The following is a 25870-nucleotide window of genomic DNA, read 5'->3' on the forward strand; positions in this document are numbered from 1 at the left end:
CTGACAGGCGAAGGTCGCAGCTATAACGCGGCCAACGCCGCCTATAACGGCGTCAAGCCGGCGCATCCGTTCTCGCTGGACGGCGGCGGGTGGGGCGCGTGGGAAGTCGCCGGACGCGTGAGCCAGATCGACCTCAACGATCAGCTCGCGACCGCCAATGGCATCGCAGGCGGCCGCCAGACCGTCTACACGCTCGCGCTCAATTGGTATGTCAACGGCAACGTCCGCTTTATGCTCGACTACCTGCATGGCAACATCTCCAAGCAGGCCTCGCCGGTCTCGAGCGCGGATGTCGGCTCAAGGTTCGACGCCGTGGCGATGCGCACGCAGTTCGCGTTCTAAAGACCATTCATTAGAGACTGGTTCGGAGTTCTCTGCGCGCCCGAACCAGTTTTGTGAGCATGTTCAACCACGGCTGGAGCAGCAGCGGGCAGGGCGCCGCTCATTGGTGCGTCCAGTTCGGGATGCCCTATGCCGGACTGGCCAGCGAAATCGGCTCGATGGATCGGGCACTGTGGTGGCGTTGATCATCGGCGGGGTCAGTATTGCTTCTCGTGTTCGTCGTAAACGAGTTTTGCGTCCCTCAGCCATGGGCACACGTCGACGTCCTTTTCGACCGCAATGTGAGTTTGGCGTGCGTCCAGAGGATCCTGCCGGATTGGCTCTGGCCGAAGCTGCGTCACAATCGTTAGGAAATTTGGCACCAGCGAATTGCAAGACGATACAAGTGCATAAAAAATATAAGCGCAACAGCGTACGGTTGGGCGGCACCGAGATCGGTGTGGGGTTGATGGGGACGTGGCTGCGGGTGCGCGAGCAGGTTCATTCGAACTACATCGGGCAGCACGTCAAAAACGGGAGGGCTGATGTAGCACGGACATTCGAGCAACTCGGTGATCGTTTCGCAAGCAGGGCGCCCCGGTTGGGCCGCAACGTGCGCGCGGTACTCTTCCGGCTCTAGTGCGGAGGGAGGCTAACGTAATGGCCTATATTGACGGCTTCGAGTTCTGCTTCGTTTTCTCAATCGCGGCGCTATTTCTGATCAGCCTCGTTACCCGCGCACCTCAGGGAGCGTTTGCACCGGATCCAACGATCATCGCCCGCGGCTGGCGCTTGCTCTGGCCTCAAGCTTCTCCACTTCTGCGTGGGCCAGATTGATCGGCGATAAGCGGGTTTCGCGCGGTTTCAGTTGTCCCTTTGTCGGAATTGATTCAGTGATACCCCATATCGGATCGCACTTTGCCGCGAAACACCCAGTAAGACCAACTCGTATACATCAAGATTGTCGGAAGTAACACGAGCGCTCCCACGAGCAGGAATGCCTGCGTCCGATCGGAGGATGCGGTCTCCCAAAGTGTGAGATGGGGCGGCACGATTGTGGGATAAAGACTGATCGCAATTCCGAAAAAGGAAAGAGCAAAAAGGCCTAGGCCCCCGGCGAACGGCAAGACTTCCGAGCGGTTATTGAAGGCACGCCAGGTAAAAATTGCGATGGTAACCGTGGCCATAGGAATCGGTGCCAAAACGAGGATATTTGGAAGCGCAAACCAGCGCGCGGCAATTGCTGGGTTCATGCTGGGCGTCCAGACGCTGACGATCCCAATCGCTAATAGGACACCGATGAGGCAAACGCGTCCTTGACGGCGGGCGCTCTCTTGCAAATCTCCTTCGGTCTTGAGAATCAGCCAGCCCGCGCCAAGCAATCCATAACCGAACAGTAAGGCGACCCCCGTCAGGATCGAGAACGGCGTCAGGAAGTCAAACGATGAGCCAGCGAATACCCTGCCGCTAACCTGGGACCCTTGGATAATGCTCCCGAGCACCATTCCTTGCGCGAAGGTTGCAACGCCAGATCCGAAACTGAAAGCATGATCCCAAAATGTTTTGTGTTCGGAGTCGCGAAACCGGAACTCGAAGGCGACCCCGCGAAACACCAGCGCCAGCAGCATCACCAGAATGGGAAAATAGACTGCCGGGATGATGATGGCGAAGGCGAGGGGGAATGCCGCAAACAAGCCGAGCCCCCCGAAAACCAGCCAGGTTTCGTTGCCATCCCAGACAGGCGCGATCGAATTCATGAGAACATTGCGCGCGGCGGTGCTTGGTGCAAAGCCGTATAGAATGCCTACGCCAAGGTCGAAGCCGTCGAGCAGAACATAAAAGAACACGGCCATCCCGAGAATTAACGTCCAGATCGGTACAAAGTCCAATACGTGGATCATGGTTCACGCGCCTCGGTAAATGCCGCGCCTGCCAGCACGGGGGCTTCGGGCCTGCCAGCCGCGATCGTTGTAACGTCGCCAGCCGGAGACCCCGGACCTGCACGTACAATACGCAGCATTAACAATAATCCGGCGGGATACATGATGAGATAGACGGTCGTGTAAGCCAGCAGCGAGATTGCCACATCGCGGCCCGTCAGGGACGGCGAGACGGATTGGGCCGTTCGAAGCAGGCCATAGACGGTCCAAGGCTGGCGGCCGACCTCGGTAACAGCCCAGCCGGCGATCACAGCGACGAACCCGATCGGAGAGACGAGGAGGCACAAAAGCAAGAACCGACGTGTCTCCACCAATCGCCCGCGCCAGCGTAACCATCCACCGAGTAGCACGATGCCGAGCATCAGCATGCCGCATCCCACCATGATCCGGAATCCAAAGAAGGGTATCGCAACAGGTGGCCGCTGATCGGGAGGGAAGTCCTTGAGACCTTTGACTTCGCCGTCGAGTTTGTGGGTTAGGATGAGGCTTCCGAGACCCGGGATTTCGATCGCGGCTCGATTGCTCTGCGTTCTTTCATCGGGGATCGCGAGCAGTGTCAGGGGAACCTTGCGAGCCGTATCCCAACGTGCCTCGATCGCCGCCAGCTTTGCAGGCTGGTGCTCCAGCGTATTGAGACCATGATGGTCGCCGAGAAAAATCTGCAGTGGCACCAGTACGGTCAGAAGCCAAAGCGTCATGGACAACATGGTCTGCCCTTCCGCCAAAAATTGTCCGCGTCGGATCAGATAGGCCCCGGTTCCGAGTACGACAAAACCTGCAGTGATGAAGAATGCGACGACGGTGTGCGCCAACCTTGGGAGAAAAGACGGATTAAAGATGATCGCTATCCAGTCCGTTGGGTAGAAACGGCCATCGATGATTTCGTATCCCGCCGGGGTTTGCATCCAGCTGTTGGCCGACAGGATCCAGAACGACGAGAAAAGCGTACCCGTGGCAACCATCAGCGCGGCAAAAAAATGCGTCCAGCGGGGTACCACCTTTCGTCCGAACAGCAGAACGCCGAGAAACCCCGCTTCGAGGAAGAAGGCCGTCAAGCCCTCATAGGCGAACAACGGTGAGAGAACGTTCGATGTAGCATCAGCATAACGGCTCCAGTTCGTGCCGAGTTGAAACGGCATCACCACGCCGGTTACGACGCCCATTCCGAAGGCGACCGAGAATATGCGGATCCAGAACATTGACACACGAAGATAGACCTCGCGGCCAGTGGCCAGATGAAATCCCTCGAGAACAGCGATGTACGCGGCTGCCCCCACGGTAAATGCCGGAAGTAGAATATGCCAACCGATTACCCAGGCGAATTGCAGGCGTGATAGAAATAGCGGATCAAAGTCCATTTTATCCGGCTCCAATGGTGACTGCGAGTGGCTGCCAAAGGCCGATCTCGGCGTTCATACGGGACGACGCCTAAATGACGCGCCCCTATTCGCAACTTTATCTGCGCCGATCGGTCCACGATTGGGGCTTACAAATTCGGATCTACGCGGTCATTGATGAACTTGGGCCGGGGTCTCCACTAGTTACCGCGCATTTATCCGAGAGGCACGCGCTCCATCGCCTCAATTCAAAGCATCGGCTAACGTATTTTTCTCTGTTCTGGTAAGCCATCTGACACTCGACTGTCCGTGGCGGATACTCATTTCAGCCTAGAGTGCCTCTGTCTGCTGCGCCAATCGTCGGACAATATGGCGCATTCATACTTTGATATGATCGGTTTGGCCCGAGAGTGGCCCGGCGCGGCAGGTCGGCTCCCGCAGGATTGCTCAAGATCCTGTGAGATAAACAGAGTCGCCAGCGAGTCGATCGCTCAGCCAGCAAAGACGCCTGGTAACCGAGCGTCTCGTCGGCCGACTCGCGCCGATGCCGGAGCCGTGTCTCACACCAAAGGCGAGAGCGCCTTGGCCGGTTCGACGGAGCGGCCCCCTGCGCGGGCATCGCGCGCGCGGCCGCGCGGAAGCTATGGACGACAAGACGTTCTCCGACGTGCTAGTCATCAATCTCAAAGGCGCGTTCTACACCTGCCGCGCCGCCGGCGAGGTGCTGCTCGCACATGGCCACGGCGCGATCGTCATCATCGCCTCCATTAACGCCAAGGGCGGCCAGCCCGGCCGGGCCAACTACGCGGCCTCGAAAGGGGGATTGGTCGGCCTCACAAAGACCTTGGAGGTGGAATGGCGCCATCGCGGCGTCCGCGTGAATGCTGTGGCGCCGAACCGCGTCGAAACGCCGATGATCCGCGACGGCATTCCCACCGCCTTTCTCGAGGGCGTCATGCTCGACCGCCCATCGCTCGGCCGCCTGGCGCAGCCGGCGGAGATCGCCTCTGCCATCGCCTTCCTGCTCAGTGATGAGGCCCCCCTACGTCAACGGCGCCGTGCTCGAGGTCGACGGCGGGCTCACCGCCGGTTTCCTGACCCACCGTCACGGAGCCGACTTCGCGCGCGCCGGCGCCCATCCAGAACACATGAAACCATGACAGAGCCTTCTGCCCAGCCACCGCTTGCGCTCGTCACCGGCGGCGCTCGCGGCATCGGCAACGGAATCGCGAGCCGGCTGGCTCGCGACGGATTCCAGGTGCTCGTCGTCGACTTCGATCGCGCGGCGGCCGAGGCCTGTGCCAGCCAAATCTCCACGGGTACCGTGATGTCACGCGCGGCCGCGGTCGATCTGCGTCAGCACGGGTTCGGGACGCCGGATTGGCAGGACCATCTGACCTGCCGGTCCTCTCCTCCACATCCACATTCATTGCTGGCGTTTGTACTTTTGTTCTCGGATGGCCACCTCTGGTCGACCATCCCATCCGTTCAGACCGATGCTTCAAATAGCATGATTGCAGGGCCGCGATCCCCTGAAGGCCGCGCTCTCCCGCTGCAAAGAGAGCTTCAGACGACGGGGCGAAGAAGCGCCGTCCCGGCCGCCACGTTGTTGCGCCAAGGCGCGGATCCGGTTCTCGTCGTGCTCCTTGGGACAATGGCTGCAAACCTCTAGTGTCCACTGCCGGCATCGAGGCGATCAGCCTTCTTGAGCAGCAGGCTCGCCACCATCGCAACTATCAGCGCCGCGCCCAGTGCGTAGAAGGTGTCGCTGAAGGCAAGGATATACGCCTGCTTCTGCACAATATGACCGATCGCGACATATGCGCGGTGCGCTGCATCAACGCGATCAATGACGCCGTGGTTCATGAAATATTGCGTGAGCTCCTCGATCCGGGTGCGGGTCGCCTGTTCCAGCACTGACACCGATTGCGACAATACGTTGGAGTGATACTGCTCGCGTTTGATCAGCAGCGTCTGCAGTCCGGCAATGCCAATTGCGCCGCCGAGCTGGCGCATCATATTGAACAACGCGGACGCGGACCCCGCATTGGCGGCCTCAATGCCCGCAGTTGCGACCGCCGAGAGCGGAGCGAACATCAGGGCCTGACCAACGGCACGGACGACGTTCGGCCAAAACAGCTGATCGGCGGCATAGTCGTTGGTCATGTAAATGTTCATGAAGTTGGAAACGGCGAATAACCCAAATCCAATGGCAATCATGATGCGCGGATCGACGCGGTTCATCAACCGTGGCACCAGCGGAATCAGCACAAGCTGCGGCAGCCCGGTCCAGGCCAGTACCGCGCCGATTTCCTCGGAATTGTAGCCCTGGACGCGCGAAAGATAGACAGGAAGAATGTAGACCGAACCGTACAAGGCAACGCCGAGCAGGAAGTTGGCGAGAACGCCGAAGCCGAAATTGCGACGAAACAGCAGGCGAAGGTTCAGCAGCGGTTTCTTGCTGGTCAGTTCGATGAGAACGAACAGCGGCAGCGTGATCCCCGCAATGACGGCGAAGCGCACGATAAAGGGCGAACCGAACCAGTCATCCTTGTTACCTTCTTCCAGCACCGTCTGCAGCGTCGCAAGTCCGATCGCCATGGTGACGATGCCCAGCCAGTCGCCGTCGCGCAGCAGCGACAGCTTCATCGGCGATGCTTCCAGCGAGAAATAGAGCATGCCGATCATGATCGCGCCCGGCACGATGTTGACGTAGAAAATGTATTGCCAGCCCCAGTTCTCGGTGAGATAGCCGCCGATCGTCGGCCCGATGGCCGGCGCGAACGTCGCGGAGATCGCAAACAGCGCCTGCCCGATCGGCTGCTTCGCCTTCGGCAACAATGTGATGATCAGCGTGAACGCCAATGGGATCAGCACGCCGCCGGTGAACCCCTGCACGGCACGTAACGCGATCATCTGCGGCAGGTTTTGAGCAAGTGCGCACGCCGCCGAGAACACCAGGAAGAGGATGGCGTTGGTCAGGAGGTAGATGCGGATCGAGAACACCTGGGCAAGCCAGCCGCTCAAGGGGATCACCACGATTTCGGCGATCAAATAGGAGGTCGAGATCCAGCCACCATCATCGATCCCCGCGCCGATACCGCCCTGAATATTGGCAAGCGAAGCATTAACGATCTGGATGTTGAGCACTGCCATGAAGGCGCCAAGCGTGGCTCCGATCACTGCGAGCCAGGTCTTTGCTGAGACGGCAGGAGCGGCTGCAGGTACGACGGTTGGCTCACCTTCGCTGGCAGAACTGATGTCGACGGTAGTTTGCAGTGTGGTCATCATTGTCTGCTCGCGTGCGAGGGCGCATTCGTTCAGGTCCGGACTAGGGGCCGCCCGACGCGAGCCGCTTCTCGGCCTCGCGCTTGGCGACCGCGGCCGATTTGGTGTTGACAGTCGGCACAGCCGACATGCCCGGGCGCAGTAGGCCTTTCAGGCTCGGATCGTCGAGCACGATCTTGACTGGCACGCGCTGCACAATCTTCGTGAAGTTACCAGTCGCGTTGTCGGGCGGCAGCAGCGTAAATTCCAGGCCGCTCGCCGGCGCCAAGCTGTTGACATGGCCCTTCAGCCTCGTCGACTGGAAGCTATCGACGTACAGATCCACCGGTTGATCGTTGCGCATATGAGTAAGCTGGGTCTCCTTGAAATTGGCGACGACATAGACCGCATCCAGTGGCACAACCGCCATCAGCTGGGTTCCGGCCTGCACATATTGTCCCACCCGGAGGGAGCGCGCGCCGACCGTACCGTCCACGGGCGCGGTCACCTGCGTATAAGACAAATTCAGGACCGCCTGCTGCTCGAGGGCGCGGGCATGGTCGAGCTGCGCAACCGCCCTCGCACGCTCGGTTGACAGTACTTCGACCTTTTTGTTGGCGGCGATCAGACCTGACCTGCCCTGCTGTAGTTGAGCGGACTGCGCACGCAAGGCGGCATCGGTCTGTTGCGCGCGTTGCACGGTGCCTGAACCCGACTTCATCAGCCCGTCGTAACGGGTGCGTTCTTCCTGCGCAAACTTCAGATTGGCCTCGGACGCATCGACCTCGGCCGCCTGCTGCTGGATCAGCGGCTCCTGCAATTCGATCTGCGCGTCGAGGTTCTTCACCGCGGCTTCGGAGGCCGCAACGTCAGCCTTGGCCTGGTTCAGCGCGGTCTTGAAGTCGCGGTCGTCGATTCGGGCCAGAGGCTGGCCGGCCGCAACCTGCTCGTTGTCGGCAACAAGTACCTCGGAAATGTATCCCGAGATTTTCGGTGCGATGATTGTCGAGTCGGCTTTGACATAGGCATCGTCCGTCGTTTCCAGATAGCGGCCGGTGGTGAGATAGTAGTGACCGAAATAAGCGGTTCCGACGAGGCCGAACACTACGGCAAGCGCGAGCGCTGCCCGCCGGATCCCTTGCCGGGACGGGCGAAGACTGGGTCTGGCGTTCTGTTCAGGAGCAAAGGAAACGGTCGACATGGTATCCTCTGAGACTTGGAAGACGGAGCTTCAGCTCAATCTGGGCGACGGACGTCTGTGAAGGCGATCGCCATCAGTTTTAGCTGACTGACCGCACGGCATTCACTCATACATTAAGCCCCGATCAGTCATACGTTGATGTGAGCGAGATCTTCCAATCGTCGGATGGTCAGAAAGAAGCGGGCGGCCATTATTCGTCGACTGCCGCGGGTCTCCTGACGTTGGTGCTTTGATGCGAGTCGCCGCGGCATTACCGAAGCGGGATTGGGAGAGCCGGGGAAGTGAAGCAGGAATGGCTCAACCGCGCGGGGCAAAATGTCGGGAGGATTGTTCGATGAGGAGCATAGGAAGCAGGGACCGCAGCATGAATGAGGCGACTATGTCGGCGCGCCTGGGCGTAGCCTCATGGATCATCTTGATTGTGCTGGTATCGCTTTTGCTTGCCACCTGTGTTGTTGCCTATCTCGGCTGGAGCCTCGCAGATGGTGTCGATGTGCCAATCTCAGGCTATATCGCGATGGCAGTGGGAGTTGTTGTTTCTCTCGCCGTTGGTTTTGGCCTAATGGCACTTGTTTTCTACAGTAGCCGAAAAGGATACGACGAAGCTCCGGTACTCGTTGTTCCGGAGAATGATTCGAAAGAATACGGCTCTCCTTCGAACAAACTGGATTAGCCAAAGCTCTGGATCTCGATCCAGACGCCATATCTAGTCTTGACGGTGATTTGAACGACATGCGCCTGTGCTAATCGAAAGGACGTCACAGCTCAGGCCCGTCTCGGGCGGTGCGACGCTCGGAACGTCCGCCCACGACCCGCACATTCGAGCGCACAATGAGTTCGCCGTTGGGAGACTGGGTTCAGCTTCGCGCTCCCTGCATGGCGCGGGCAAGGCAGCTCCGCGCTCTCGTAAATCGCTATCGATGCTCCGGGCCTAGGCCTTGAAACTCCTAAGAGTTTGTGGTCACGAATGGCTCAACAAGATGTGCACGCGAGGGTCCGGGGTCGAATCCGTCGGCGAAATATTGCGTTTCGCTGGCTACCAATCCGTCGCGAAATTCCATGATGCTCACCGCGTAGGATGGTACGCCGTCATAGGTAAGCACGAATTCAGTGACCCAGAGATCGCCCGCGCCAATCATTCGCCGGATCGTAAAACGCTTCTTATTTGGCTGGACGGTTCGGCTCTCCTGAATATTGTGCCGGCCGCGGATCCGCTCTCCCGATTGTGGATAATCAAGCACGGCATCGTCACGGTAGATTTCGTGTTCGACCTTGAAATCGCTGGCGTCCGAAGCATCCCAATGACGCTCCAGCGCCATTCGTACAGTTCGATCATCCATCTCATCCTCCCACCTTCGCTTCGCGCTACCAATTCCTGATACCTCGTACGTAGGGCGCTGTTATCGATCGCGCCATTCGTCGCCTCATCATGTCCGCTCATACCTTGATATGATCGCACTCCGCTGAGGGTTGTATGGCCGAACACGCCAGTGGCTTGCAGGATCGAAGAGCGCCATGGCTCTTAACAGCGAGGTGTACGCATATGCGTGACCGGTACCGCGACGATTCCCCTTCGGCTTTCAGTCTCGCTCGCCGCGAGCTGCTGGTAGGTGGGCTCCTAGTCGTCGGGATTGCCGCGCTCCCAGCGGTGCCCGCTGTTGCGGCTCCGACCTCGTCGCCCGATGAAGCTGCGGCGCGGTTCATGGAAATTTCGTCGCTGTTGGTTCCGCACCGCCTCAACGCGGAGGTCGGGAAGCGCATGGGTGCCGCGATGGGCGCGTTGAACCTGTCGCTGTCACAGCAAATCGACGAGCTCCTTGCCATCGCACGAGAGAAGAGCGCGCGAGTCGTGGAGGACTTCTTTGCCGATGTGCCGGACGGCCCGCTGAAAGAGGCCGCGCTTTCGATCATTTCCGCCTGGTATCTGGGCGTCGTAACCGACGCTCTCGATGCCGAGGTGTTCGCTTACGAATATGCGCTCATGTATCAGCCGACGAGGGACGTCATGACGATTCCGTCCTACGCGATCTCCGGGCCGAATGGATGGACGGCTGAGGCGCCGCCACTGAGCAATATGCCTGAATTCTGAACGCGGTGCTCTCGAGAGAGGAATTATCCAGATGGCCAGCGAATATAGTGCAGACATGGTCGTCGTGGGAACCGGGGTTGTGGGTTGCCTGATCGCGCAAGAGGCTCTTGACGCCGGTTTGTCCGTGCTGATGCTCGAGGCCGGTCCGCGCGTCGATCGCTGGCGAGTTGTCGAGAATTTCCGGAACCTGCCGCCAAGCCTGCGGCTGTTTCATTGGAATGCGCCGTATCCACCGAGGCCGTGGGCGCCGCATCTCGAAACGCGGACTGCCAATGAGCACGAGCAATACCTTCAACTGGAAGGACCGAATGCCCGGGCGTATCTCCAGGGTTATGTCCGCTATGCGGGAGGCGCGACCTGGCACTGGGCCGGAATCTGCTGGCGTCTGACGCCCGAGGACATGCGTCTGAAAAGCCTATATGGGGTCGGCCGGGACTGGCCATTCAGCCACGAAGTTATCGAGCCCTACTACACGCGCGCGGAATACGCGATCGGCGTGAGCGGTCCATCCGATCCAACACTGCAATGGCCGCCAAATGGCAGGCGCTCAAAACCCTATCCGATGGGACCAATTCCCTTCGGTCCCGGTGAACATCGTTTTACCGAGGCCGCCGCGAGAATTGGGATGATCAACCTGCCGGCGCCTCAGGCTCGCAATAGCGGCGTCTCGTATGACGGCCGGCCGGCGTGTTGCGGCAACAACAACTGTTTTCCGGTATGCCCGATCGCCGCCAAGTACGATGCGGCGACGGCTTTGCCAAAGATCGAGGCCAAGGGCGGCAAAATCCTTGCCAATGCGGTCGCTTATCGAATCGAGACCGGCGAGAAGAATTCGGTCGAGGCGGTTCACTATTTCGACCCGGACAAGCGCTCGCACAGGGTCACGGCCAAGATCTTCGTGATTGCCTGCAACGGTATTGAGACGCCAAAGCTGCTTTTGCTGTCAAAGAACGAGCGCAATCCTAACGGTGTGGCGAACAGCTCCGATCAGGTTGGTCGCAATATGATGGATCAGCCGAAGCTCACAGCGGAGCTGGAGCTCAAAGAACCCCTGTGGACAGGCGTCGGTCCGGTTCAGAGCAGCAGCATCCTCAATACCACGCAGGGCGAATTCCGCAGCCGTTACGCCGGAGCGATGTTCCGGATGGAGAACTTCGCCCGCAGCCCCCTCGGTGCGGCGGCCGCGCTGAAAAAAGGTCTGGTTGGCAAGGCCCTGGATAGCGAGATCCGGCGGCTTTCCGCTTGCACTGCAAGGTTGACCGTGGAGCACGAGATACTGCCTTCCGCAAACAACCGTTTGACGCTGTCCAGCAAGAAAGATTGGCTCGGCATCAACAAGCCGAATATTCACTACGACGTCGGCGATTACGTGCGCCAAAGCGCCAAAGAATACACCGTGCCGCGGCTGCAGCAATTGGCTGCCGAACTCGGCGCTACCAAGTTCCAAGTGTCGCCCGAGTTTCTCAACAGCGACCACATCATGGGCGGCTGCATTATGGGGGCGGAAGCGGCGACAGCGGTGGTGGATGCCGACTGCCGAGCGCACGATCACCCCAACCTGTTCCTGCCTGGCGGCGGCGCGATGCCCAGCGCAACGGCTTCGAACAGCACGCTGACGATGACGGCGCTGGCGCTGAAGGCGGCTGACGCGATCACCAATCAACTCAAGCATGGTTGATGATGGGCAACTCCAGTCAACACCTCGGCGCGCTGCTCGTCTGTGTTGCCACAATCGCTGCGACCGGCTTTTGTCAGGCGGCTGATTCGCCGGGGCAAACGGCTGCTGCGATCAAACGCGGGGAATATCTCGCGGTTGCCGCTGACTGCGGCGCCTGCCACACGGTACCACGAGGCAAGCCCTTCGCTGGCGGGTTGGCCATCTCGACGCCGCTCGGAACCATTTATTCGACCAATATCACACTGTCGGCCGATTTCGGGATTGGCCACTACACCGAGGAAGAATTTTCTCGGGCGCTCCGTCGCGGAGTTCGACGCGATGGCGCCAACCTCTATCCTGCGATGCCATACACGTCCTATGCCAAGTTCACCGACGATGATGCGCATGCGCTTTACCTGTACTTCACACTGGCGGTGAAGCCCGTCGAACAGCGCTCGCCGCCGACCCAGTTGCCGCTTCCGATGAACGTCCGCGCGTCGATGATAGGCTGGAACCTACTGTTCCTGGATACGGCAGCCTTCGTGCCGGATCCGCATCAGTCGGCGGAATGGAATCGGGGCGCCTATCTCGCGCAGGGCGCCGCGCATTGCAGCACCTGTCACACGCCGCGCGGCTTTCTGATGCAGGAGGACGCGAGCCGTGCTTTGTCGGGCGCACAGGTCGGCGCCTGGTACGCTCCGAACATCACGTCGGACCCGATAAGCGGCATTGGAAACTGGACTAAGGAAGATCTGGTGGTGTATCTGCGCACGGGACATCTATCCGGAAAGGCGCAGGCGGCCGGAAGCATGGCGGAAGCGGTCGAAGACAGCTTTCAGCACCTGGCAGCCACGGACCTCGACGCCATCGCGACCTACATAAAGAGCATTCCGGCCGTCTCGGACCCTGCCGTCGACACTTCCCGCTTCGCGGCTGGAAAGATGTCCTCTGAGCTTGGACGGTTGCGCGGACGCGCCGCCATCAGGCCCGATAGCGAATCCGCTGCCAGCGGCGCAGAGCTGTTTCGAGGCAATTGCACCTCCTGCCATTCGGCTGAAGGTCAAGGCAGCAAGGATGGCTACTATCCCAGCCTGTTCTGGAACTCGGCCACTGGTGCGAAGAACGCGACTAACCTGGTTGCGACGATCCTATACGGCGTGAATCGGACGACGTCGGGAAGACAGGCCTTCATGCCCGGCTTCGGCGGGCGCACGACCGACGCCAATGCACTCAGCGATCTCAACATTGCGGCGCTGGGCAATTATGTGCTCGCCCAATATGGGGCAGCCGATACCATCATCACTGAACAACAGGTCGCCGAGGCGCGCCGCGGCGGTCCTTCCTCTCCGCTGCTGGCACTCGCGCGTTTCGGCATGATAGCCGCAGCCACCCTTGCGTTTCTGGGCATTGCTCTTCTGATCTTCCTCAGACGAAGACGTGTCGCCTGATGTGTCGCGCGCAACGCGCCGTGTGCGTGGCGCTCGGCGCTTGGGATTGTCATGCAAGCGGCTGACGCTTGCCAATCCGGGTCAGCAGCAGCGGCGTTCATACCTTGATATGACCGGCGTCCGCCGAGGGTTCTATAGCCGCGCACGCCCAACGGCTTGCAGAGTGAGTCGATCCTTCAGCGGAGGAAGAACGACAATGTACGAGCCATCCTCATCGCCTAGCGGGCAACGGTCGGTCGACGCTTCACGGAATCTCATCCGCAGATTATGGTCACCGCCTTCCGGGCAATCTCACTCAGTTCGGCGCGGCGAGCGCCGGTACGGGCGCGGATCGCTATGGTGTGCATTGTGGCTGATGCGAGGACCGCAAGTGCGGTGGGATCCGCATTGTGCTTCAGCTCACCTTTCTCAATCGCCATGCGGAAACGGGCTTCAAAATCGGCGTCGATGGTCCGCAGTCCGGCTGCAACACTGTTCCGGATCGCGGCGTCGTCGACGGCTTCGGTTAGCGCGGTCCCGATCACAAAGCAGCCCCGCGCGCCTCCTTTACGTGAAAAGTAAATCGACAACGCCGCCTCGAATGCAAGCATCAGACTTTCACCTAAGGGACGGTCTTGCGCGAGAGCCTCACGCGTGGCGGCGAGGCTCGTCTCCCAATAGCGGGCGAGCGCCTCGAGATAGAGAGCGTGCTTGTTGCCGAATGCCGCATAGAGGCTCGGCGGATTCATGCCGGTTGCTGCAGCTATGCTGTCGAGGGAAGTTCCGGAGTAGCCGGTCTTCCAGAAGGTCTCAGTTGCCTGCTTGAGGGCTGCTTGTGTGTCGTAGGCGCGGGGTCGTCCCCTGCGCACCGGCGCCTGTTCGTTCCTTTTACGTGCCATATCGCAAAATGTCCTGGTCGCCGCGAGTTTCAATCATATTTTGTAGGGAATGCTACAAAAATAGACGAACGAGCCTCTTGTTTGCCATGTCGCATCACCGTATTTATAGCAAGCGTTACAAAAAGCAATAGAGGTGAGGGCTTACGATGGGGTTGAATTTTTCGCCAGCCGGCGGCGGGATAGGCGACCGCGGGGATTTCCGCGAGGTTGCCGATGGCGGCGCGATCTCTGCGGCAATGGCCGACGCTGCGGTCAAGACGCAATTCGACCGAATTCCAGATGCCGGGACTGCCGTGGCCGTAGCCGCGATTCCGGCAAGGACCCTTAGGCAGCGCTTGCGCCGGCCCCTCATGCTCGCAGTGCCAATTGTGGTAGCTGCAATCGCCGCCGCTGTTTACCTCGCTGCGGAACCTTACGTCTCGACCGACAATGCATTCGTTCGCGCGGCGAAGGTGACCGTCAACGCCCGGGTTGCCGGGCAGGCGGTTGAAATCGCCGTCGAGGACAATCAGCGGGTTCGTCAGGGCCAGGTCCTGTTCCGGATCGATCCAGAGCCCTACCAGATTGCGGTCGATCAAGCCGAGGCGCATCTCAGCAGCGCGCGCTTGCAAATCGAGGCGCTAAAAGCGACCTATCGCCAACAACAGGCCGAACTGCAATCGGGCCGGGATTCGGCGGCTTATGACGAGCGCGAGTATGATCGCAAGAAGGTGCTGGTCGCCTCCGATTTCACCCCGCGCGCGGTCTACGAGCGCGCCGAGACGAATCTCAAGGTCGCCCGTCAGCATATCTCGTCGATCGAACAGCAGATCGCCAGCACCGTCGTTGCGTTGAATGGCGATCCGGACATCGACATCGGCCGCCACCCGACGGTTCGCGCCGCTAGGGCGCAGCTCGACCGCGCCCGGCTCGATCTGTCCTATGCGACGGTGAGGGCGCCCGACGACGGCATCGTGACGAAGGTCGACGATTTGCAGGTCGGCGGCTTCGTCAATGCGGGGGCGCCCGTGTTCTCGCTGTTGTCGAGCCGGCGCGTGTGGATCGAGGCGAATTTCCGCGAAACCGGCCTCACTCACATGCATCCAGGCCAGGAGGCGACGATCGACGTCGATGCCTATCCGGATCGTACGTTCAGGGCTCATATCGTCAGCATGAGTCCGGGCACCGGCTCTGATTTCGCGGTGCTGCCGCCCGAGAATGCGACCGGCAATTGGGTCAAGGTCGTGCAGCGTCTGCCGGTGCGCCTCGAGCTTGATGAGGTCGATCCGAACCGGCCGTTGTTCTCCGGCATCAGCGTGACCGCGCGGGTCGACACCGGCCATCGCCGTACCTGGCGCCATCCGCTCCAGTTCGTGCTCGCGACGGAGGCGGGCAGATGAGCGCGTCTCTCGCAGCGAGCACTGCAACCGGAAGCCATCGCGCCATCACAGTGGCGGCTCTGATGGCGACCTACATGGAGGCGGTGAACATCTCGCTGCCGAATGCGGCGCTGCCGCACATCCAGGGCACGCTGTCGATGGGCAACGACGAGGTCGGCTGGGTATTTACGGCCTATATGGCGGCGGGCGCGGCCGTCATGCCAATGGCGCGCTGGCTCGCGGGGCGCTATGGCCGCAAGACGGTCTATCAGGTGGCACTCGCTGTCTTCGTGGTCGGCCTCATCTTCAACACGCTGGCGACGACGTCCCTCCAGTTCGTGTTCGCCCGGATGGTCCAGGGAGCCGCGAGTGGCGCATTCGCGCCTTTGTCTCTGGCTACCCTGGTGGATGTGCTGCCGCAGCCGCGTCATGCCCGGATCACCTTGGTGTGGTCGGTGTGCATCGTGCTCGGCATCAGCAGCGGCGCCAGCATCGGCGGCTGGCTCAGTGAATATCACGGCTGGCGCTCGATCTTCTATTTCAGCCTGCCGATGGCAGCATTCATCTCCGTGACAGTGGCACTGTTCCTTCCCGAGAAAAGAGCGGAGCAGAATCCGCGCTTCGATTTCTTCGGCCTGATGGCCTTATCGGTTGGCATGATCGGCCTCCAGATGGTGCTTGACCGCGGTGAACGCCTTGAATGGTTTGCCTCGGCGGAAATCTGGACCGAAGCCGCAGTCTCGATGCTGGGATTCTATCTTTTCATCGTGCACGTCATGACGACGGACGTGCATTTTCTCAACAAGGCGCTCTTCAGGGATCGCAACTTCATTCTTTCGACGATCATGTTCTTTGCCGTAGGCTTCGTCCTGCTGCCGACCCTGGCGTTGACCTCGCCGATGCTGGAGGAGTTGCTCGAATATCCGGTTGATACCACCGGGTACATGACTCTCGCACGCGGTGTCACGCTCGTGGGCACGGTGGCGCTGATGGGCTTCGCTCCGGCACGAATCGACAACCGGCTATTCATATTCGGCGGTATGGCGGCGGTGATCTATGCCAATTCGCTGATGCTCGGCTATTCACCTGTGATGGATCAGCGACTGGTCGTCGCAGCGACTCTGCTTCAGGGTACCGGTCTCGGCATGTTGCTTCCGTCGCTCGGCAAGGTGGCGTTCAGCGCGCTCGATCCGAAATTCCGCCCCGAAGGCACTGCCCTATTGAGCCTATCGCGGGTCTATGGAAGCACGATCGGCATCGCGGTCGTCCAGATCTTCTTCTACGACAACACCCAGGCCATGCATTTGGCGCTGGCCAAGAACCTAACGCCTTACCGCGCCGCAGCTCATGTCGCGGGTTCAATCGCCAAGTCAGATCTTGCCGCGCTCAATGGCATGATCACCCAGCAGACGGCTGTTGTGGCGGTCATCGACCAGTTCAAGATCCTGATGTTCGCCATGCTGATCGTCAGTCCGCTCGTTCTGTTTCTCCACAAGCCCCGCCAGCCAATTAGCGTCAAATGAAGGAGTATTCCCATGACAACACCTGACACGCTTCACGACACGCGTATTCGCCTCAACCATGGATCTATTTTAATGCCTGCTGCGGGGTTTGGCACCCTGATCCCTGACCCGCTCGTGACCAGGCAGGCTACCAAGACGGCATTGGAAACCGGATTTCGCCATTTCGATTGTGCGGAACGCTATCGCAATGAAGAAGCAGTTGGCGAGGCGATGCAGGACGTGTTCAACGCGGGGATTGTCCGGCGCGAGGACGTGTTCGTTACCACGAAGCTCTGGAATACAAATCATCGTCCGGAGCGGGTCAAGCCTGCCTTCGACGGCAGCCGCCGGCGACTGGGGGTAGACCATATCGATTGTTATATCATCCACACCCCCTTTGCCTTCAAACCGGGCGACGAGCAGGATCCAAGGGACGGGCAGGGGCGGGTGATCTACGATTCCGGCGCTACGTTGCTGGACACGTGGGGAGCGCTGGAGCGCCTCGTGGACGAGGGGCACGCCAGGTCGATCGGCCTGTCGGATATTACCTTGGAGAAGTTGCGGGAGATCGTTTCGGCGGCACGGATCAAGCCGTCGGTCGTGCAGGTGGAGTCCCATCCGTATCTGCCGGAATGGGAGCTGCTCGACTTCTGCCGGGAGCATGGGATTGTGCTCCAGGCGTTTGCTGCGGTCGGACATGCCATGGAACCGAATCTGCTGGCCGATCCGGTGATTACCGCCATCGCGCAGCGCGTGCATAAGACGCCGGCTCAAGTGGCACTGGCCTGGGCCGTACAGCGCGGCACCGCTTTCCTGACTACCTCGACCAAGCCTGTGCGCATCCGGGAGAACTTTGACATCTCGACCCTGCCTGAAGACGCCATGCAGGAGATTCGGAACCGCATCACCACCAATATCCGGTTCAACTCGGTGGTGAAGACCGGCGTCCCCGGATTTATCCCGCGGGCCGCGGCGAGCTGAATTGCGTGGCGCGCAGCCGCGAGGCAAAGATGGCAATTTCCACGTTCCGTTCGGAGGCGAGAGAGGTAGAGCAGACAGAGCGTCTGCTCTTAGCCTTGCTCGCCAAGAGTTTGCGCAAAGCTCTTGCCGTAGGGATAGAAGCGTTCCTTACGGCCCTGCTGCCACGCAGATTTAAGCTCGGGCGCGGTGATGTCCCAGTCCGGCCGGCATTTTTGGCTGACGGCGCGCAGGTCCTGGCGAAGCTCTTCGATCGTAGGCCGCCCGAAGAACCAGTAGCCATTGTAGATCCTATAAATGACAAGGCCGGGCTCCAGCACGATCACGTGTGGGATCATAGGATTGTTGGCGGGATCGGTGTATTCGGCGATGTCGAGATCCTTCTGAACGACGCGCCGCGGATCGGAGAGAAACGGCCAGTGCGCGCCGATGCCGCTGCGGTTTTCGTTGGTCTGGGTGATGTTGTCGGTGCTGATCGTGACCAGCCGGCAATAGCCGACCTCCATCTCTCGATGGAGTTGCAGCAAGCCTTCGGCCTGACGGCGGTCCTTCGGGCAAAAGGCGCCGCGGCTAAGAACGAGCACCATCGGGTCCTGTCCCTGTAGCTCGGAGAGCTTTCGATGTTTTGCGGTATGATCGCTGAGCTCGTAGTCGGGGAAAACAGCTCCGGGCACCATGTCGGGTCGCATCTGAAGTCCTCCATCGTTTGGTAAGCGTGAGCGTGCAGGCCGCACGCCCTTACAAATCGATCACGACGTCGCCCTCAGGCTGCGCGCAGCAGATCAGCACAATGCCGTCCGCCGGGGCGTCGACCGGGTCAGGACGGTAACCGATATTTCCTGCCACAAGGCCGCTCTCGCAGGTGTGGCAGACCCCGGTTCGACACGCATACCGCACGGGAACGTCGCAGGCCTCGGCCAGCTCGAGCAGATTGGGGAACGATGGCCCCCAGCGGACATTGAGACCGCTGCGGGCAAACGAAACCATTGGTCCCGAGCCGGGAGCGCCTGCCGGCAAATGCGGCGGCCGATGCGGCCCAGCCGCAATACCCGGGGTAATGGACGGACCGGCACCGAATATCTCGGTGTGGATGCGATCTGCCGTGACGCCCAATTTCTTGAGCCCGGCAGTCAGATCGCCCATGAAGCTCGACGGTCCGCAGATATAGAAGTCGGCATTGCGGGGCACGTTGAGTTCACCGAGGATTCGCGCGTTCAGATGCCCAGGCGTGTCGAAATCAACGTTGACCCGATCCTGCGGATCCGGCGAGCTGTAGCAGATATGTGTGTGGTGGTGGGCAAGTGATTTGAGCAGTCCACGCACCTCCTCGGCAAATGGATGTTCGCGGCGGTTACGGGTCCCGTACAGCCACCAGATTTCTCGCCTCGATGCATCGGTCGCCAGCGCATGAAGCATCGCGAGCACCGGTGTCACGCCGATGCCCGCGCTCAACAACACCACAGGCGTGTCGCCTGGCCGTAATGTGAAATCGCCGCGTGCAGCACTTGCCTGCACGATGTCGCCAACTTGCAGCCCGTCGTCGATATAGGCACTCGCCGCGCCGTGGCGTTCCCGCTTGACGCTCACGCGATAGCTCGTGGCACCTGGCGCTCCCGACAGCGAATAGCTGCGCATCAGCTCGGGCGCCGACGGCGGGTCAAGCCGCAGCACGACAAACTGCCCGGGGAGGGGCGCGGCGACAGGTCCTCCGTCGGTGGGCTCGAGCAGCAGGGAGGTCACGCTCCCGCTCTCTTGCACTTTGCGCAAGATGCGAAGCGGGCGAAAACCGCGCCACGCCGGCGGCGGGCCGGACACTGCACCGAGTCCGGCGTTTCCCGTCGTCGCGCCGCCTTGGCGCTGCTGGGTGAGCAACGCCTCGAGGGAGCGACGCCAGCCAACGCTCAACACCGGGATGCGCAGCGCGCGCTCCAGCTGGTCGCGGGGATGGCCGGGCTTGTAAAGCAGCGCATCGATCTCGGACACGCTCATGCGCTCGGGCCCGGAGGCGACCTGTTCGATCTCGTTGCCGGCCTCCACTTCGCCTTCCTCCAGCACACGGAAATAGAACCCAGGTCTGCCGTGCTTGACCACCAGCGCGGCCATTTCCGGCTCGTTCATGCGGATGCCCAGCCGGTAACAGGTCACGCGCGGCTGCGTCACCTCGAACAGGGCGCCGCCGATCCGGTAGCGGTCTCCGATACAGATCTCGGCATCCGACAGGCCATCGACGGTAAAATTCTCGCCGAACTGACCATAAATGAAGTCGCTTCGTCCCAGATGGCTCTGCCAATACCGATAGGAATCCATCTGATAGACAAATACAGCGCGGCGTTCGCCGCCATGGCCATTCAGGTCACCCTGTCCGTCACCGTCGATGTTGAGCCAGCGCACCATGCGCGGGCCCTCAACGGCCGCCTTCCAGATGCCGGTATGGACGGTCTTGCCCTGCCAGGCGATGTCGCGTGGCAGGCCCACATTCACTGAAAGCAAACGTCCCATCACGTTTCCCAAGGATGATCGCCGGTGCAGAGCATGGCTGCGTCCTTTTGCGCCAGCCACGTACTTCACTTCACCTCGAATGGCCTGGCAAGTATTCCTACGCTGCTGATGTTAAGTGTGTTTTTCCATTCGACCTTCGGAAGAAGACAGTCATATCAATGTATGAGTGGCCAGTTACAGATTCTGTGTTCACGTGTCGTTGAATTTTGACCGGCATCAGGGAGACAACATGATGAACCCCTCTCAAATGCGGGCGCTCGACATGAAGCTTGAGATCGTTGTCATCCCTGTTTCGAACGTCGATCGCGCCAAGCAGTTCTACGGTGACCTGGGCTGGAGGCTCGACGCCGACTTCGCTGCTGTTGACGGCTATCGCGTGATTCAGTTCACGCCGCCGGGATCCGGCGCGTCGGTCATCTTCGGTGCGAATGTCACTGCGGCGGCACCCGGTTCCGCGAAAGGGCTGTACTTGATCGTCTCCGATATTGAGGCTGCGTGCAAAGATCTGCGTGGTCGCGGCGTAAAGGTCAGCGGCCCGTTTCACGGCGGCGGCGACGTTCACAAGGGAAACGACGAGCCCCATTTGTTCGGCAGTGTCCGCTTCGACGGCCCGGACCCGGAACGCCGCAGCTATTCCTCGCTGGCCTCGTTCAGCGATCCCGATGGCAACGGCTGGTTGCTCCAGGAAGTTACCATGCGGCTTCCCGGCCGCGTGGAGGCTGACACGACCTTCACTTCGGCAGCCGAACTCGCAGCGACGCTGCGACGTGCCGCGGTCGCGCATGGCGAGCATGAGAAACGAACGGGCGGACATGACGAAAACTGGGCGGACTGGTACGCCGAGTACATCGTCCGCGAGCAGGCGGGCGAGCCATTGCCAAGTTGAACCAGCGGCTGCGCGTGCTGTGATCGGCTGAGGGGGCTGCAATGAGCAATCAAATCCTGGTGTTTTACGGCTCCTACCGTTCCGAGCGGATGGGGATCCGCCTGGCCGAATTCCTGGTCGAACGATTACAGCGCCGGGGCGACGCCGTCGAACTGATCGACGCCAAGGCGGTCGACCTTCCGATGCTCAACAGAATGTACAAGGAATATCCGCAGGGTGCAGCTCCCGAGCCTCTAGAGCAGTTGGCCGGCAAGATTCGTAACGCCGATGGCTTTGTCTTCGTCACCGGCGAATATAATTGGGGTGTGCAGCCAGGACTGAAAAACCTGACGGATCATTTTCTCGAGGAATGGTTCTGGCGTCCCGCGGCGATCGCGAGCTATTCGGCAGGACGCTTCTCCGGCGCACGGGCGGCGACCGCCTGGCACGGCACACTTTCCGAGATGGGAATGGTGGTGATTTCAAGCACGATCGCCGCTGGTCCGATTGCACAGACCCTCGCGGCCGATGGTGCTCCGACGGGTCAGGGCGGCGAGGCTCTCGAAAAAGCGTTTCCACGCTTTGTCGACGATCTGACGTGGTGGGTTGAAGCGGCACAATTTGCAGCGTCAGCGCAAGAAGCCGCCGTATTGATCGCCATTAACGCGGCGTTCGGCCGCATTCCTTACTTGCGCGCCAGGCGTTCGAGGAAGTCACGGACAAGCGATGCGATCTGGTCGGTCCCTTCGTCGAGCGCGAAATGTCCCGCATCGAGAATGTGTATTTCGGCCTTCGGCACATCGTCGGCATAGGCCATCGCGCCGGCGACGGTGAAGGACGGGTCGTATTTGCCCCAAACCACGAGAGTCGGCGGCTGCACCTCGCGCAGCCAATTTTGCCAGCGCGGATAGGAGGCGACGTTGGTCCGGTAATCCAGAAACAGCGTGGTCTGAATGTCGGCCTGGCCCGAACGGTTGAGAAAGGCGTACTCGTCGGTCCATGTATCCGGATCGTAACGGTCGGAATGGGGGCTTGATCCGATATGGCGCTGCCGCGTCGCCTCAAAGGATGTGAAGTTAGCCTTGAGGTTGGCGAGCTCGTGGGCCGGATCCGCCCAATATTTTCTGCGTGCCTCCCAAAGAGGACTCAGGCCTTGCTCGTTAGAGACTGCGTTCTGGATGACGAGGGCGCGGACCCGTTCCGGATGGGCGAACGCCATGCGAAAGCCAACGGGTCCGCCGTAGTCCTGCATAAACAGAACATAGCTCGTGATGCCGAGCTTCGTTGTGAGTTCATCCATCACACCCGCGAGATTGTCGAACGTGTATTCGAAGGTCGATGGGGAGGGCGCGCTGCTATGCCCGAAACCGGGGTAGTCGGGGGCAATGAAATGATATTTGTCGCTCAGGAGGGGAAGTAATGGTTCCCACATCCGCGACGACGAGGGAAAGCCGTGCAGCAGCAGCACGGTCGGCGCATCGGCCGGCCCGGCTTCCCGGTAGAAGATATCAAGGCCCTGGATGCTGACGGTGTGATAGGAAATCGACTGTCGGCGAGATGTCATGTTTTGCGCCGGTACGTTGGTGTTCATGCAGGTGAGTGCTGCTGAGAGGACAAGCAGGGCCGGAATATTCACAGCGTGGCTCCATTGCCGGCTGCCGCATGTCGAACGACACTCGCGAGCTCGGGCGTGAAGCTGGTGTCGCCATCCTCGATGTGTCCGATCAATCGCGCCGTGATCTCCTGCAACACCCAGGCGTTGCCGTCGGGATCGCTGAACGAGGCGTAGGAGGCGTAGCTCTTTCGTTGCGGATTTGGACCGGAGAGCAGGCTTTTTCCTTCGGCATGGTGGAATACGCCGCTGGCGTCGTGGAATGGCTCGCTGACCGCGATGCCACGAGAAAGCAGGTCCTCGCAGGTGGCCTGGATGTCGAACACGATTAGGTGCAGCCCCTTCGCCGAGCCGGGCGCAGCCCCGCTCATGTTGTTGCCGAACATGATCGAGCAACCGGAGCCCGGCGGCGTGAACTGGATCACCCGATAATTGTCGCCGGCGGAATAGTCGATGTCGAGCCGCCAACCCAGATCGCCATAGAAACGCTTGGCGCGATCAGCGTCCGCGACGGGGATCACGACGACCTCGAGCTTCATGTCGGTCTTGCGCATGACCGGAGATTCCCGGAGTGCTGCTTCAAGAACGGCGACGTCCTGCTCAACGGTGCCACCGCTAACGCCGACGCCCGCGACCAGCTCGCCTTCGCAGGTAAGCGGCGCGCCGCCGCCCATCGAACAATACCTTCCGCCGGAGAGGCCCATCAGCGGGAAGAGATCCTTCCCGGGCTGCACCAGGGGAGACAGATCGGCCGTTCGCAGCCCCACCAGCGCGGACGTGTAGGCTTTCCGCTCCGATATCTCGATCGAGAACACCGGCGCGGTGCTCATGCGGTGCTGGAGAAGCATGTTACCGTGAATGTCGATGACAGTAACGGCAACCGGAACTTTCGCGCGGGCCGACTGCGCTTCGACGCGGTCGGCGATGTTCTTTGCAAAGGCGAGTAAGTCCATCACGGTGTCCTTTCTGATCAGGGTCGCGCGCAAGGGAAAACTGCGTGCTACGATCGCATCAGCCTCCGTGGGCGAGTTGCCCCAGATGGATTCCCAGGCGATCTTCTGCGTCTCCGGGCTCATGAAATCCCTGCTCGAACAGCGCCTTGATCCTTCCCTGCGCAGCCGGTCGAGGGATCGAGGCCATGCACGTATCCCAGCCGGCCGCGATCTCGACATCCGGCGGCAGGCTGGCGGCATTCACGAGGCGCTTGGTGTTTGCGATCGCCCATTTGTCAAACGAGGCGATGCGCCGCGCCAGCGCGTCGACGTAGCCATCGAGCTCCCTGTCCGGCAGGGACCTGTTTACATAGCCATAGGCTTCGGCGAGGTCGCCGCCGATGTCATTGGAGCTCAGCAGCACCTCCAGGGCCCTTTGCCTGCCCATCTGCCGCGGCAGACGCGCCATCGGCCCGCCGCCCGCGACCAACCCAACGCCCACTTCCCACTGCGACAACAGCGCCTTCTCGCGACTCGCAAAGCTCATGTCGCAAGCGAGAGCAAGCTCGCTTCCGTTCCCGGTCGCGCGACCGCGGATCAAGGCGATCGATACCACGGGTAGGTGCGTGATGCGGACCAGGATGTCCGGCCACGCCTCCAATCCCGTCGGCCCTTGAGGGATGCCGGTCAGTTCCTTGAAGTCGGCCTTGAAATCGCTGTGATTAAGGAAAAATCCGTCAACCGCACTTTCGAACACCAGCACCCTGACATCCTTGTCGGCCTCGACGGCAGTGATAATCTCCCGAAACTCGCGAACGAGTTGCGGGCCCATCACGTTCAGCGGAGGATTATCGAACGTGACCCGCCAATAGCTGGACGAGGAGCGGGTGATACGAATCTGTGCTTTCTCAGTCTTTCCGTGCATCACAACCTCCATGCAGTGCTTCGTACGCGCTGAATCGTTCGGTCGCCCCCATATGCGGTCGGCCCAGATACGGAAATTCGGCAAGCAAATCCGGATGAGGACCTACACCGTCAGATTTCACTCTTCCGTTGGTCAGGAGAGAAAGGAAGTGATCGAGGACGTCGTCGGTCAGCGCCCGGCCGTTGCCCGGATACGAGGCGGGAAGTGCAGGATCGAAATGCAGGATATCGGGCAGCAGCGTTGCTGCCAGGCGCCGCGCATCGACCGGAGCGTAGCCTCCCGTGTGCTCCAGCGAATGTGCAAAAATCGGGATGAAGCGACTGTCCCCGGCAGGCTCCGACGCCTGATAGTCGGCACTGGCGTCGCCGGTCAGGAAAATAGACTGCGACGGCTTGGCACCGCGGTCGGCTTGAACCCAGCCGCCGTTGGCGCGATCAACCGTCCGCGCCCAGACACCGAACGGTTTGCTTCCGAGAGCCGAGCCCGGCAACTCGAGGACGATGCTGCACACGTCCTTGTCGATAAAATTGTCTCTGCCGCTGAAGTGGAGGTCGTTCATGGCGCCGATCGGATCAAAGAAGAACGGATCGCTCCGCCAGCCGGCAAAGAAACGATGGTCGTCGGCTTCCACCACGAGCGCCTCTCGACCCATCGAGACCGGCCACTCTTCTATAAGCCGGCCCTCGTCGCTGGTCTCGGCGGCCTGGGCGCCCTCGACTCGGCGCAACACCGCCGTTTGCCTTCCGTTTGCAAACGCCGAGAAACATACGCGGTACGCAATATCCGCGACCGCATCCCCGTTGGTGTCGATCTTGAATTCATAGATCGCGTCAGCGGCGAAAGGCTCGGGCGTAGTCGGCTCCGGCAAAAGCAGGCTGGAGGAAGGATGGACGTTCATGATGAGGACTGATCTGCTCGCATCCACAGGCGAGGGGAATGCGTAGAGGTCGGTTAAGTCCAGGCGTGCGTCCCCACGAGGGAACCCGACATTCGGTCCGGAATAATGGTGCGACATCGACGTACTCCCTCGTAGCCTCAGACTCTCTGACGGAGCCGCCCGC

Annotated in this window: 25 protein-coding genes and 1 pseudogene; 13 read left to right on the plus strand and 13 right to left on the minus strand. The window is 60.6% G+C overall.

The window, feature by feature from the left end; translation table 11 throughout:
- The 3 genes from AC0L2O_RS25720 to AC0L2O_RS25730 all read left to right on the plus strand — a co-directional run.
- Nucleotides 1-342: porin (locus AC0L2O_RS25720; RefSeq protein WP_473371675.1), on the plus strand; the 342-nt coding region annotated here is incomplete at its 5' end.
- Between the two features lie 172 nt (nt 343-514).
- Nucleotides 515-961, plus strand: a complete 447-nt coding sequence (locus AC0L2O_RS25725; RefSeq protein ID WP_473371676.1) for a hypothetical protein — start codon at nt 515-517, stop codon at nt 959-961.
- A 20-nt stretch (nt 962-981) separates the two neighbouring features.
- Nucleotides 982-1158, plus strand: coding sequence for a hypothetical protein (locus AC0L2O_RS25730; RefSeq protein ID WP_473371677.1), 177 nt, complete (start codon nt 982-984; stop codon nt 1156-1158).
- Nucleotides 1159-1211: 53 nt separating this feature from the next.
- Here the strand turns inward: AC0L2O_RS25730 and cydB are convergent, their stop codons facing one another.
- Together cydB and AC0L2O_RS25740 are read right to left on the minus strand one after the other, a co-directional pair.
- Nucleotides 1212-2222, minus strand: a complete 1011-nt coding sequence (cydB, locus tag AC0L2O_RS25735) for a cytochrome d ubiquinol oxidase subunit II (RefSeq protein ID WP_473371678.1) — start codon at nt 2220-2222, stop codon at nt 1212-1214.
- Nucleotides 2219-3619 carry a cytochrome ubiquinol oxidase subunit I gene (locus tag AC0L2O_RS25740; RefSeq protein WP_473371679.1) on the minus strand — a complete coding sequence of 467 codons (1401 nt, stop codon included), beginning with the start codon at nt 3617-3619 and terminating at the stop codon, nt 2219-2221. The genes cydB and AC0L2O_RS25740 overlap by 4 nt, the downstream gene beginning before the upstream one ends.
- A 523-nt stretch (nt 3620-4142) precedes the next feature.
- On the opposite strand from AC0L2O_RS25740, the gene AC0L2O_RS25745 reads away from it, so the two are divergent.
- Nucleotides 4143-5270 (plus strand): SDR family NAD(P)-dependent oxidoreductase, encoded by a 1128-nt coding sequence (locus AC0L2O_RS25745; protein WP_473371680.1) that lies wholly within the window; start codon nt 4143-4145, stop codon nt 5268-5270.
- Here the strand turns inward: AC0L2O_RS25745 and AC0L2O_RS25750 are convergent.
- The gene (locus AC0L2O_RS25750) at nt 5267-6886 is read right to left on the minus strand and encodes an MDR family MFS transporter (RefSeq protein WP_473371681.1); all 1620 of its coding nucleotides are present in this window, start codon (nt 6884-6886) and stop codon (nt 5267-5269) included. The genes AC0L2O_RS25745 and AC0L2O_RS25750 overlap by 4 nt on opposite strands.
- Nucleotides 6887-6929: 43 nt before the next feature.
- Nucleotides 6930-8066 (minus strand): HlyD family secretion protein, encoded by a 1137-nt coding sequence (locus tag AC0L2O_RS25755; protein ID WP_473371682.1) that lies wholly within the window; start codon nt 8064-8066, stop codon nt 6930-6932.
- A gap of 364 nt (nt 8067-8430) precedes the next feature.
- Here AC0L2O_RS25755 and AC0L2O_RS25760 point away from each other — a divergent pair, with 364 nt between their 5' ends.
- On the plus strand, nt 8431-8739 hold the full coding sequence (locus AC0L2O_RS25760; protein ID WP_473371683.1) for a hypothetical protein: 309 nt from the start codon (nt 8431-8433) through the stop codon (nt 8737-8739).
- A gap of 274 nt (nt 8740-9013) precedes the next feature.
- Here AC0L2O_RS25760 and AC0L2O_RS25765 read toward each other — a convergent pair whose 3' ends face one another.
- The gene (locus AC0L2O_RS25765; RefSeq protein WP_473371684.1) at nt 9014-9406 is read right to left on the minus strand and encodes a nuclear transport factor 2 family protein; all 393 of its coding nucleotides are present in this window, start codon (nt 9404-9406) and stop codon (nt 9014-9016) included.
- A gap of 134 nt (nt 9407-9540) precedes the next feature.
- Here AC0L2O_RS25765 and AC0L2O_RS25770 point away from each other — a divergent pair, with 134 nt between their 5' ends.
- From AC0L2O_RS25770 to AC0L2O_RS25780, 3 genes are read left to right on the plus strand one after another with little or no spacing between them, the layout of a single operon-like run.
- Nucleotides 9541-10155: a sugar dehydrogenase complex small subunit gene (locus AC0L2O_RS25770; RefSeq protein WP_473371685.1), complete on the plus strand. Its 615-nt coding sequence runs from the start codon at nt 9541-9543 to the stop codon at nt 10153-10155.
- Between the two features lie 31 nt (nt 10156-10186).
- Nucleotides 10187-11833 carry a GMC family oxidoreductase gene (locus tag AC0L2O_RS25775; RefSeq protein WP_473371686.1) on the plus strand — a complete coding sequence of 549 codons (1647 nt, stop codon included), beginning with the start codon at nt 10187-10189 and terminating at the stop codon, nt 11831-11833.
- Nucleotides 11833-13260: a c-type cytochrome gene (locus AC0L2O_RS25780; RefSeq protein ID WP_473371687.1), complete on the plus strand. Its 1428-nt coding sequence runs from the start codon at nt 11833-11835 to the stop codon at nt 13258-13260. Before AC0L2O_RS25775 ends, AC0L2O_RS25780 begins: the two co-directional genes overlap by 1 nt.
- Nucleotides 13261-13514: 254 nt before the next feature.
- Here the strand turns inward: AC0L2O_RS25780 and AC0L2O_RS25785 are convergent, their stop codons facing one another.
- The gene (locus AC0L2O_RS25785) at nt 13515-14138 is read right to left on the minus strand and encodes a TetR/AcrR family transcriptional regulator (protein ID WP_473371688.1); all 624 of its coding nucleotides are present in this window, start codon (nt 14136-14138) and stop codon (nt 13515-13517) included.
- Nucleotides 14139-14167: 29 nt separating this feature from the next.
- Nucleotides 14168-14716, minus strand: a complete 549-nt coding sequence (locus AC0L2O_RS25790; protein WP_473371749.1) for a hypothetical protein — start codon at nt 14714-14716, stop codon at nt 14168-14170.
- On the opposite strand from AC0L2O_RS25790, the gene AC0L2O_RS25795 reads away from it, so the two are divergent.
- The 3 genes from AC0L2O_RS25795 to AC0L2O_RS25805 all read left to right on the plus strand — a co-directional run bounded on the left by AC0L2O_RS25795 (nt 14630) and on the right by AC0L2O_RS25805 (nt 17979).
- Entirely contained in the window at nt 14630-15517 is an 888-nt protein-coding gene (locus AC0L2O_RS25795; protein ID WP_473371747.1) for an HlyD family secretion protein, read from the plus strand. The genes AC0L2O_RS25790 and AC0L2O_RS25795 overlap by 87 nt on opposite strands.
- Before the next feature lie 74 nt (nt 15518-15591).
- Nucleotides 15592-17019: an MFS transporter gene (locus AC0L2O_RS25800; protein WP_473371689.1), complete on the plus strand. Its 1428-nt coding sequence runs from the start codon at nt 15592-15594 to the stop codon at nt 17017-17019.
- Nucleotides 17020-17031: 12 nt separating this feature from the next.
- Nucleotides 17032-17979, plus strand: a complete 948-nt coding sequence (locus AC0L2O_RS25805) for an aldo/keto reductase (protein WP_473371690.1) — start codon at nt 17032-17034, stop codon at nt 17977-17979.
- A gap of 89 nt (nt 17980-18068) precedes the next feature.
- Here the strand turns inward: AC0L2O_RS25805 and AC0L2O_RS25810 are convergent, their stop codons facing one another.
- Together AC0L2O_RS25810 and AC0L2O_RS25815 are read right to left on the minus strand one after the other, a co-directional pair.
- Nucleotides 18069-18665: a redoxin domain-containing protein gene (locus AC0L2O_RS25810; RefSeq protein ID WP_198959246.1), complete on the minus strand. Its 597-nt coding sequence runs from the start codon at nt 18663-18665 to the stop codon at nt 18069-18071.
- Nucleotides 18666-18714: 49 nt separating this feature from the next.
- Entirely contained in the window at nt 18715-20475 is a 1761-nt protein-coding gene (locus AC0L2O_RS25815) for an MOSC domain-containing protein (RefSeq protein WP_473371691.1), read from the minus strand.
- A gap of 229 nt (nt 20476-20704) precedes the next feature.
- On the opposite strand from AC0L2O_RS25815, the gene AC0L2O_RS25820 reads away from it, so the two are divergent.
- Both AC0L2O_RS25820 and AC0L2O_RS25825 read left to right on the plus strand, forming a co-directional pair.
- The gene (locus tag AC0L2O_RS25820) at nt 20705-21361 is read left to right on the plus strand and encodes a VOC family protein (RefSeq protein WP_473371692.1); all 657 of its coding nucleotides are present in this window, start codon (nt 20705-20707) and stop codon (nt 21359-21361) included.
- Nucleotides 21362-21402: 41 nt separating this feature from the next.
- Nucleotides 21403-21994: pseudogene (locus tag AC0L2O_RS25825) on the plus strand (NADPH-dependent FMN reductase).
- A 31-nt stretch (nt 21995-22025) separates the two neighbouring features.
- Here the strand turns inward: AC0L2O_RS25825 and AC0L2O_RS25830 are convergent.
- From AC0L2O_RS25830 to AC0L2O_RS25845, 4 genes are read right to left on the minus strand one after another with little or no spacing between them, the layout of a single operon-like run.
- A complete protein-coding gene (locus AC0L2O_RS25830) occupies nt 22026-22976 on the minus strand; it encodes an alpha/beta fold hydrolase (RefSeq protein ID WP_473371693.1) in 951 nt (316 codons plus the stop codon).
- The gene (locus AC0L2O_RS25835; protein ID WP_473371694.1) at nt 22973-24028 is read right to left on the minus strand and encodes a heme-binding protein; all 1056 of its coding nucleotides are present in this window, start codon (nt 24026-24028) and stop codon (nt 22973-22975) included. The genes AC0L2O_RS25830 and AC0L2O_RS25835 overlap by 4 nt, the downstream gene beginning before the upstream one ends.
- On the minus strand, nt 23964-24809 hold the full coding sequence (locus AC0L2O_RS25840) for an enoyl-CoA hydratase/isomerase family protein (RefSeq protein WP_473371695.1): 846 nt from the start codon (nt 24807-24809) through the stop codon (nt 23964-23966). The genes AC0L2O_RS25835 and AC0L2O_RS25840 overlap by 65 nt, the downstream gene beginning before the upstream one ends.
- On the minus strand, nt 24793-25824 hold the full coding sequence (locus tag AC0L2O_RS25845) for a DUF4331 family protein (protein WP_473371696.1): 1032 nt from the start codon (nt 25822-25824) through the stop codon (nt 24793-24795). The genes AC0L2O_RS25840 and AC0L2O_RS25845 overlap by 17 nt, the downstream gene beginning before the upstream one ends.
- Between the last annotated feature and the right edge of the window lie 46 nt (nt 25825-25870).

Source organism: Bradyrhizobium sp. Kon10 (assembly GCF_055807395.1).

What these genes read in the sequence shown, in the direction of transcription:
- AC0L2O_RS25785 (WP_473371688.1), bottom strand. Translation starts at nt 14,138, where the DNA reads ATGGCACGTAAAAGGAACGAACAGGCGCCGGTGCGCAGGGGACGACCC.
- AC0L2O_RS25820 (WP_473371692.1), top strand. Translation starts at nt 20,705, where the DNA reads ATGATGAACCCCTCTCAAATGCGGGCGCTCGACATGAAGCTTGAGATC.
- AC0L2O_RS25805 (WP_473371690.1), top strand. Translation starts at nt 17,032, where the DNA reads ATGACAACACCTGACACGCTTCACGACACGCGTATTCGCCTCAACCAT.
- AC0L2O_RS25745 (WP_473371680.1), top strand. Translation starts at nt 4,143, where the DNA reads ATGCCGGAGCCGTGTCTCACACCAAAGGCGAGAGCGCCTTGGCCGGTT.
- AC0L2O_RS25760 (WP_473371683.1), top strand. Translation starts at nt 8,431, where the DNA reads ATGAATGAGGCGACTATGTCGGCGCGCCTGGGCGTAGCCTCATGGATC.
- AC0L2O_RS25835 (WP_473371694.1), bottom strand. Translation starts at nt 24,028, where the DNA reads ATGAGCCCGGAGACGCAGAAGATCGCCTGGGAATCCATCTGGGGCAAC.
- AC0L2O_RS25750 (WP_473371681.1), bottom strand. Translation starts at nt 6,886, where the DNA reads ATGACCACACTGCAAACTACCGTCGACATCAGTTCTGCCAGCGAAGGT.
- AC0L2O_RS25755 (WP_473371682.1), bottom strand. Translation starts at nt 8,066, where the DNA reads ATGTCGACCGTTTCCTTTGCTCCTGAACAGAACGCCAGACCCAGTCTT.
- AC0L2O_RS25775 (WP_473371686.1), top strand. Translation starts at nt 10,187, where the DNA reads ATGGCCAGCGAATATAGTGCAGACATGGTCGTCGTGGGAACCGGGGTT.
- AC0L2O_RS25765 (WP_473371684.1), bottom strand. Translation starts at nt 9,406, where the DNA reads ATGGATGATCGAACTGTACGAATGGCGCTGGAGCGTCATTGGGATGCT.
- cydB (WP_473371678.1), bottom strand. Translation starts at nt 2,222, where the DNA reads ATGATCCACGTATTGGACTTTGTACCGATCTGGACGTTAATTCTCGGG.
- AC0L2O_RS25840 (WP_473371695.1), bottom strand. Translation starts at nt 24,809, where the DNA reads ATGCACGGAAAGACTGAGAAAGCACAGATTCGTATCACCCGCTCCTCG.
- AC0L2O_RS25845 (WP_473371696.1), bottom strand. Translation starts at nt 25,824, where the DNA reads ATGTCGCACCATTATTCCGGACCGAATGTCGGGTTCCCTCGTGGGGAC.
- AC0L2O_RS25770 (WP_473371685.1), top strand. Translation starts at nt 9,541, where the DNA reads ATGGCCGAACACGCCAGTGGCTTGCAGGATCGAAGAGCGCCATGGCTC.
- AC0L2O_RS25800 (WP_473371689.1), top strand. Translation starts at nt 15,592, where the DNA reads ATGGAGGCGGTGAACATCTCGCTGCCGAATGCGGCGCTGCCGCACATC.
- AC0L2O_RS25730 (WP_473371677.1), top strand. Translation starts at nt 982, where the DNA reads ATGGCCTATATTGACGGCTTCGAGTTCTGCTTCGTTTTCTCAATCGCG.
- AC0L2O_RS25810 (WP_198959246.1), bottom strand. Translation starts at nt 18,665, where the DNA reads ATGCGACCCGACATGGTGCCCGGAGCTGTTTTCCCCGACTACGAGCTC.
- AC0L2O_RS25815 (WP_473371691.1), bottom strand. Translation starts at nt 20,475, where the DNA reads ATGGGACGTTTGCTTTCAGTGAATGTGGGCCTGCCACGCGACATCGCC.
- AC0L2O_RS25780 (WP_473371687.1), top strand. Translation starts at nt 11,833, where the DNA reads ATGATGGGCAACTCCAGTCAACACCTCGGCGCGCTGCTCGTCTGTGTT.
- AC0L2O_RS25740 (WP_473371679.1), bottom strand. Translation starts at nt 3,619, where the DNA reads ATGGACTTTGATCCGCTATTTCTATCACGCCTGCAATTCGCCTGGGTA.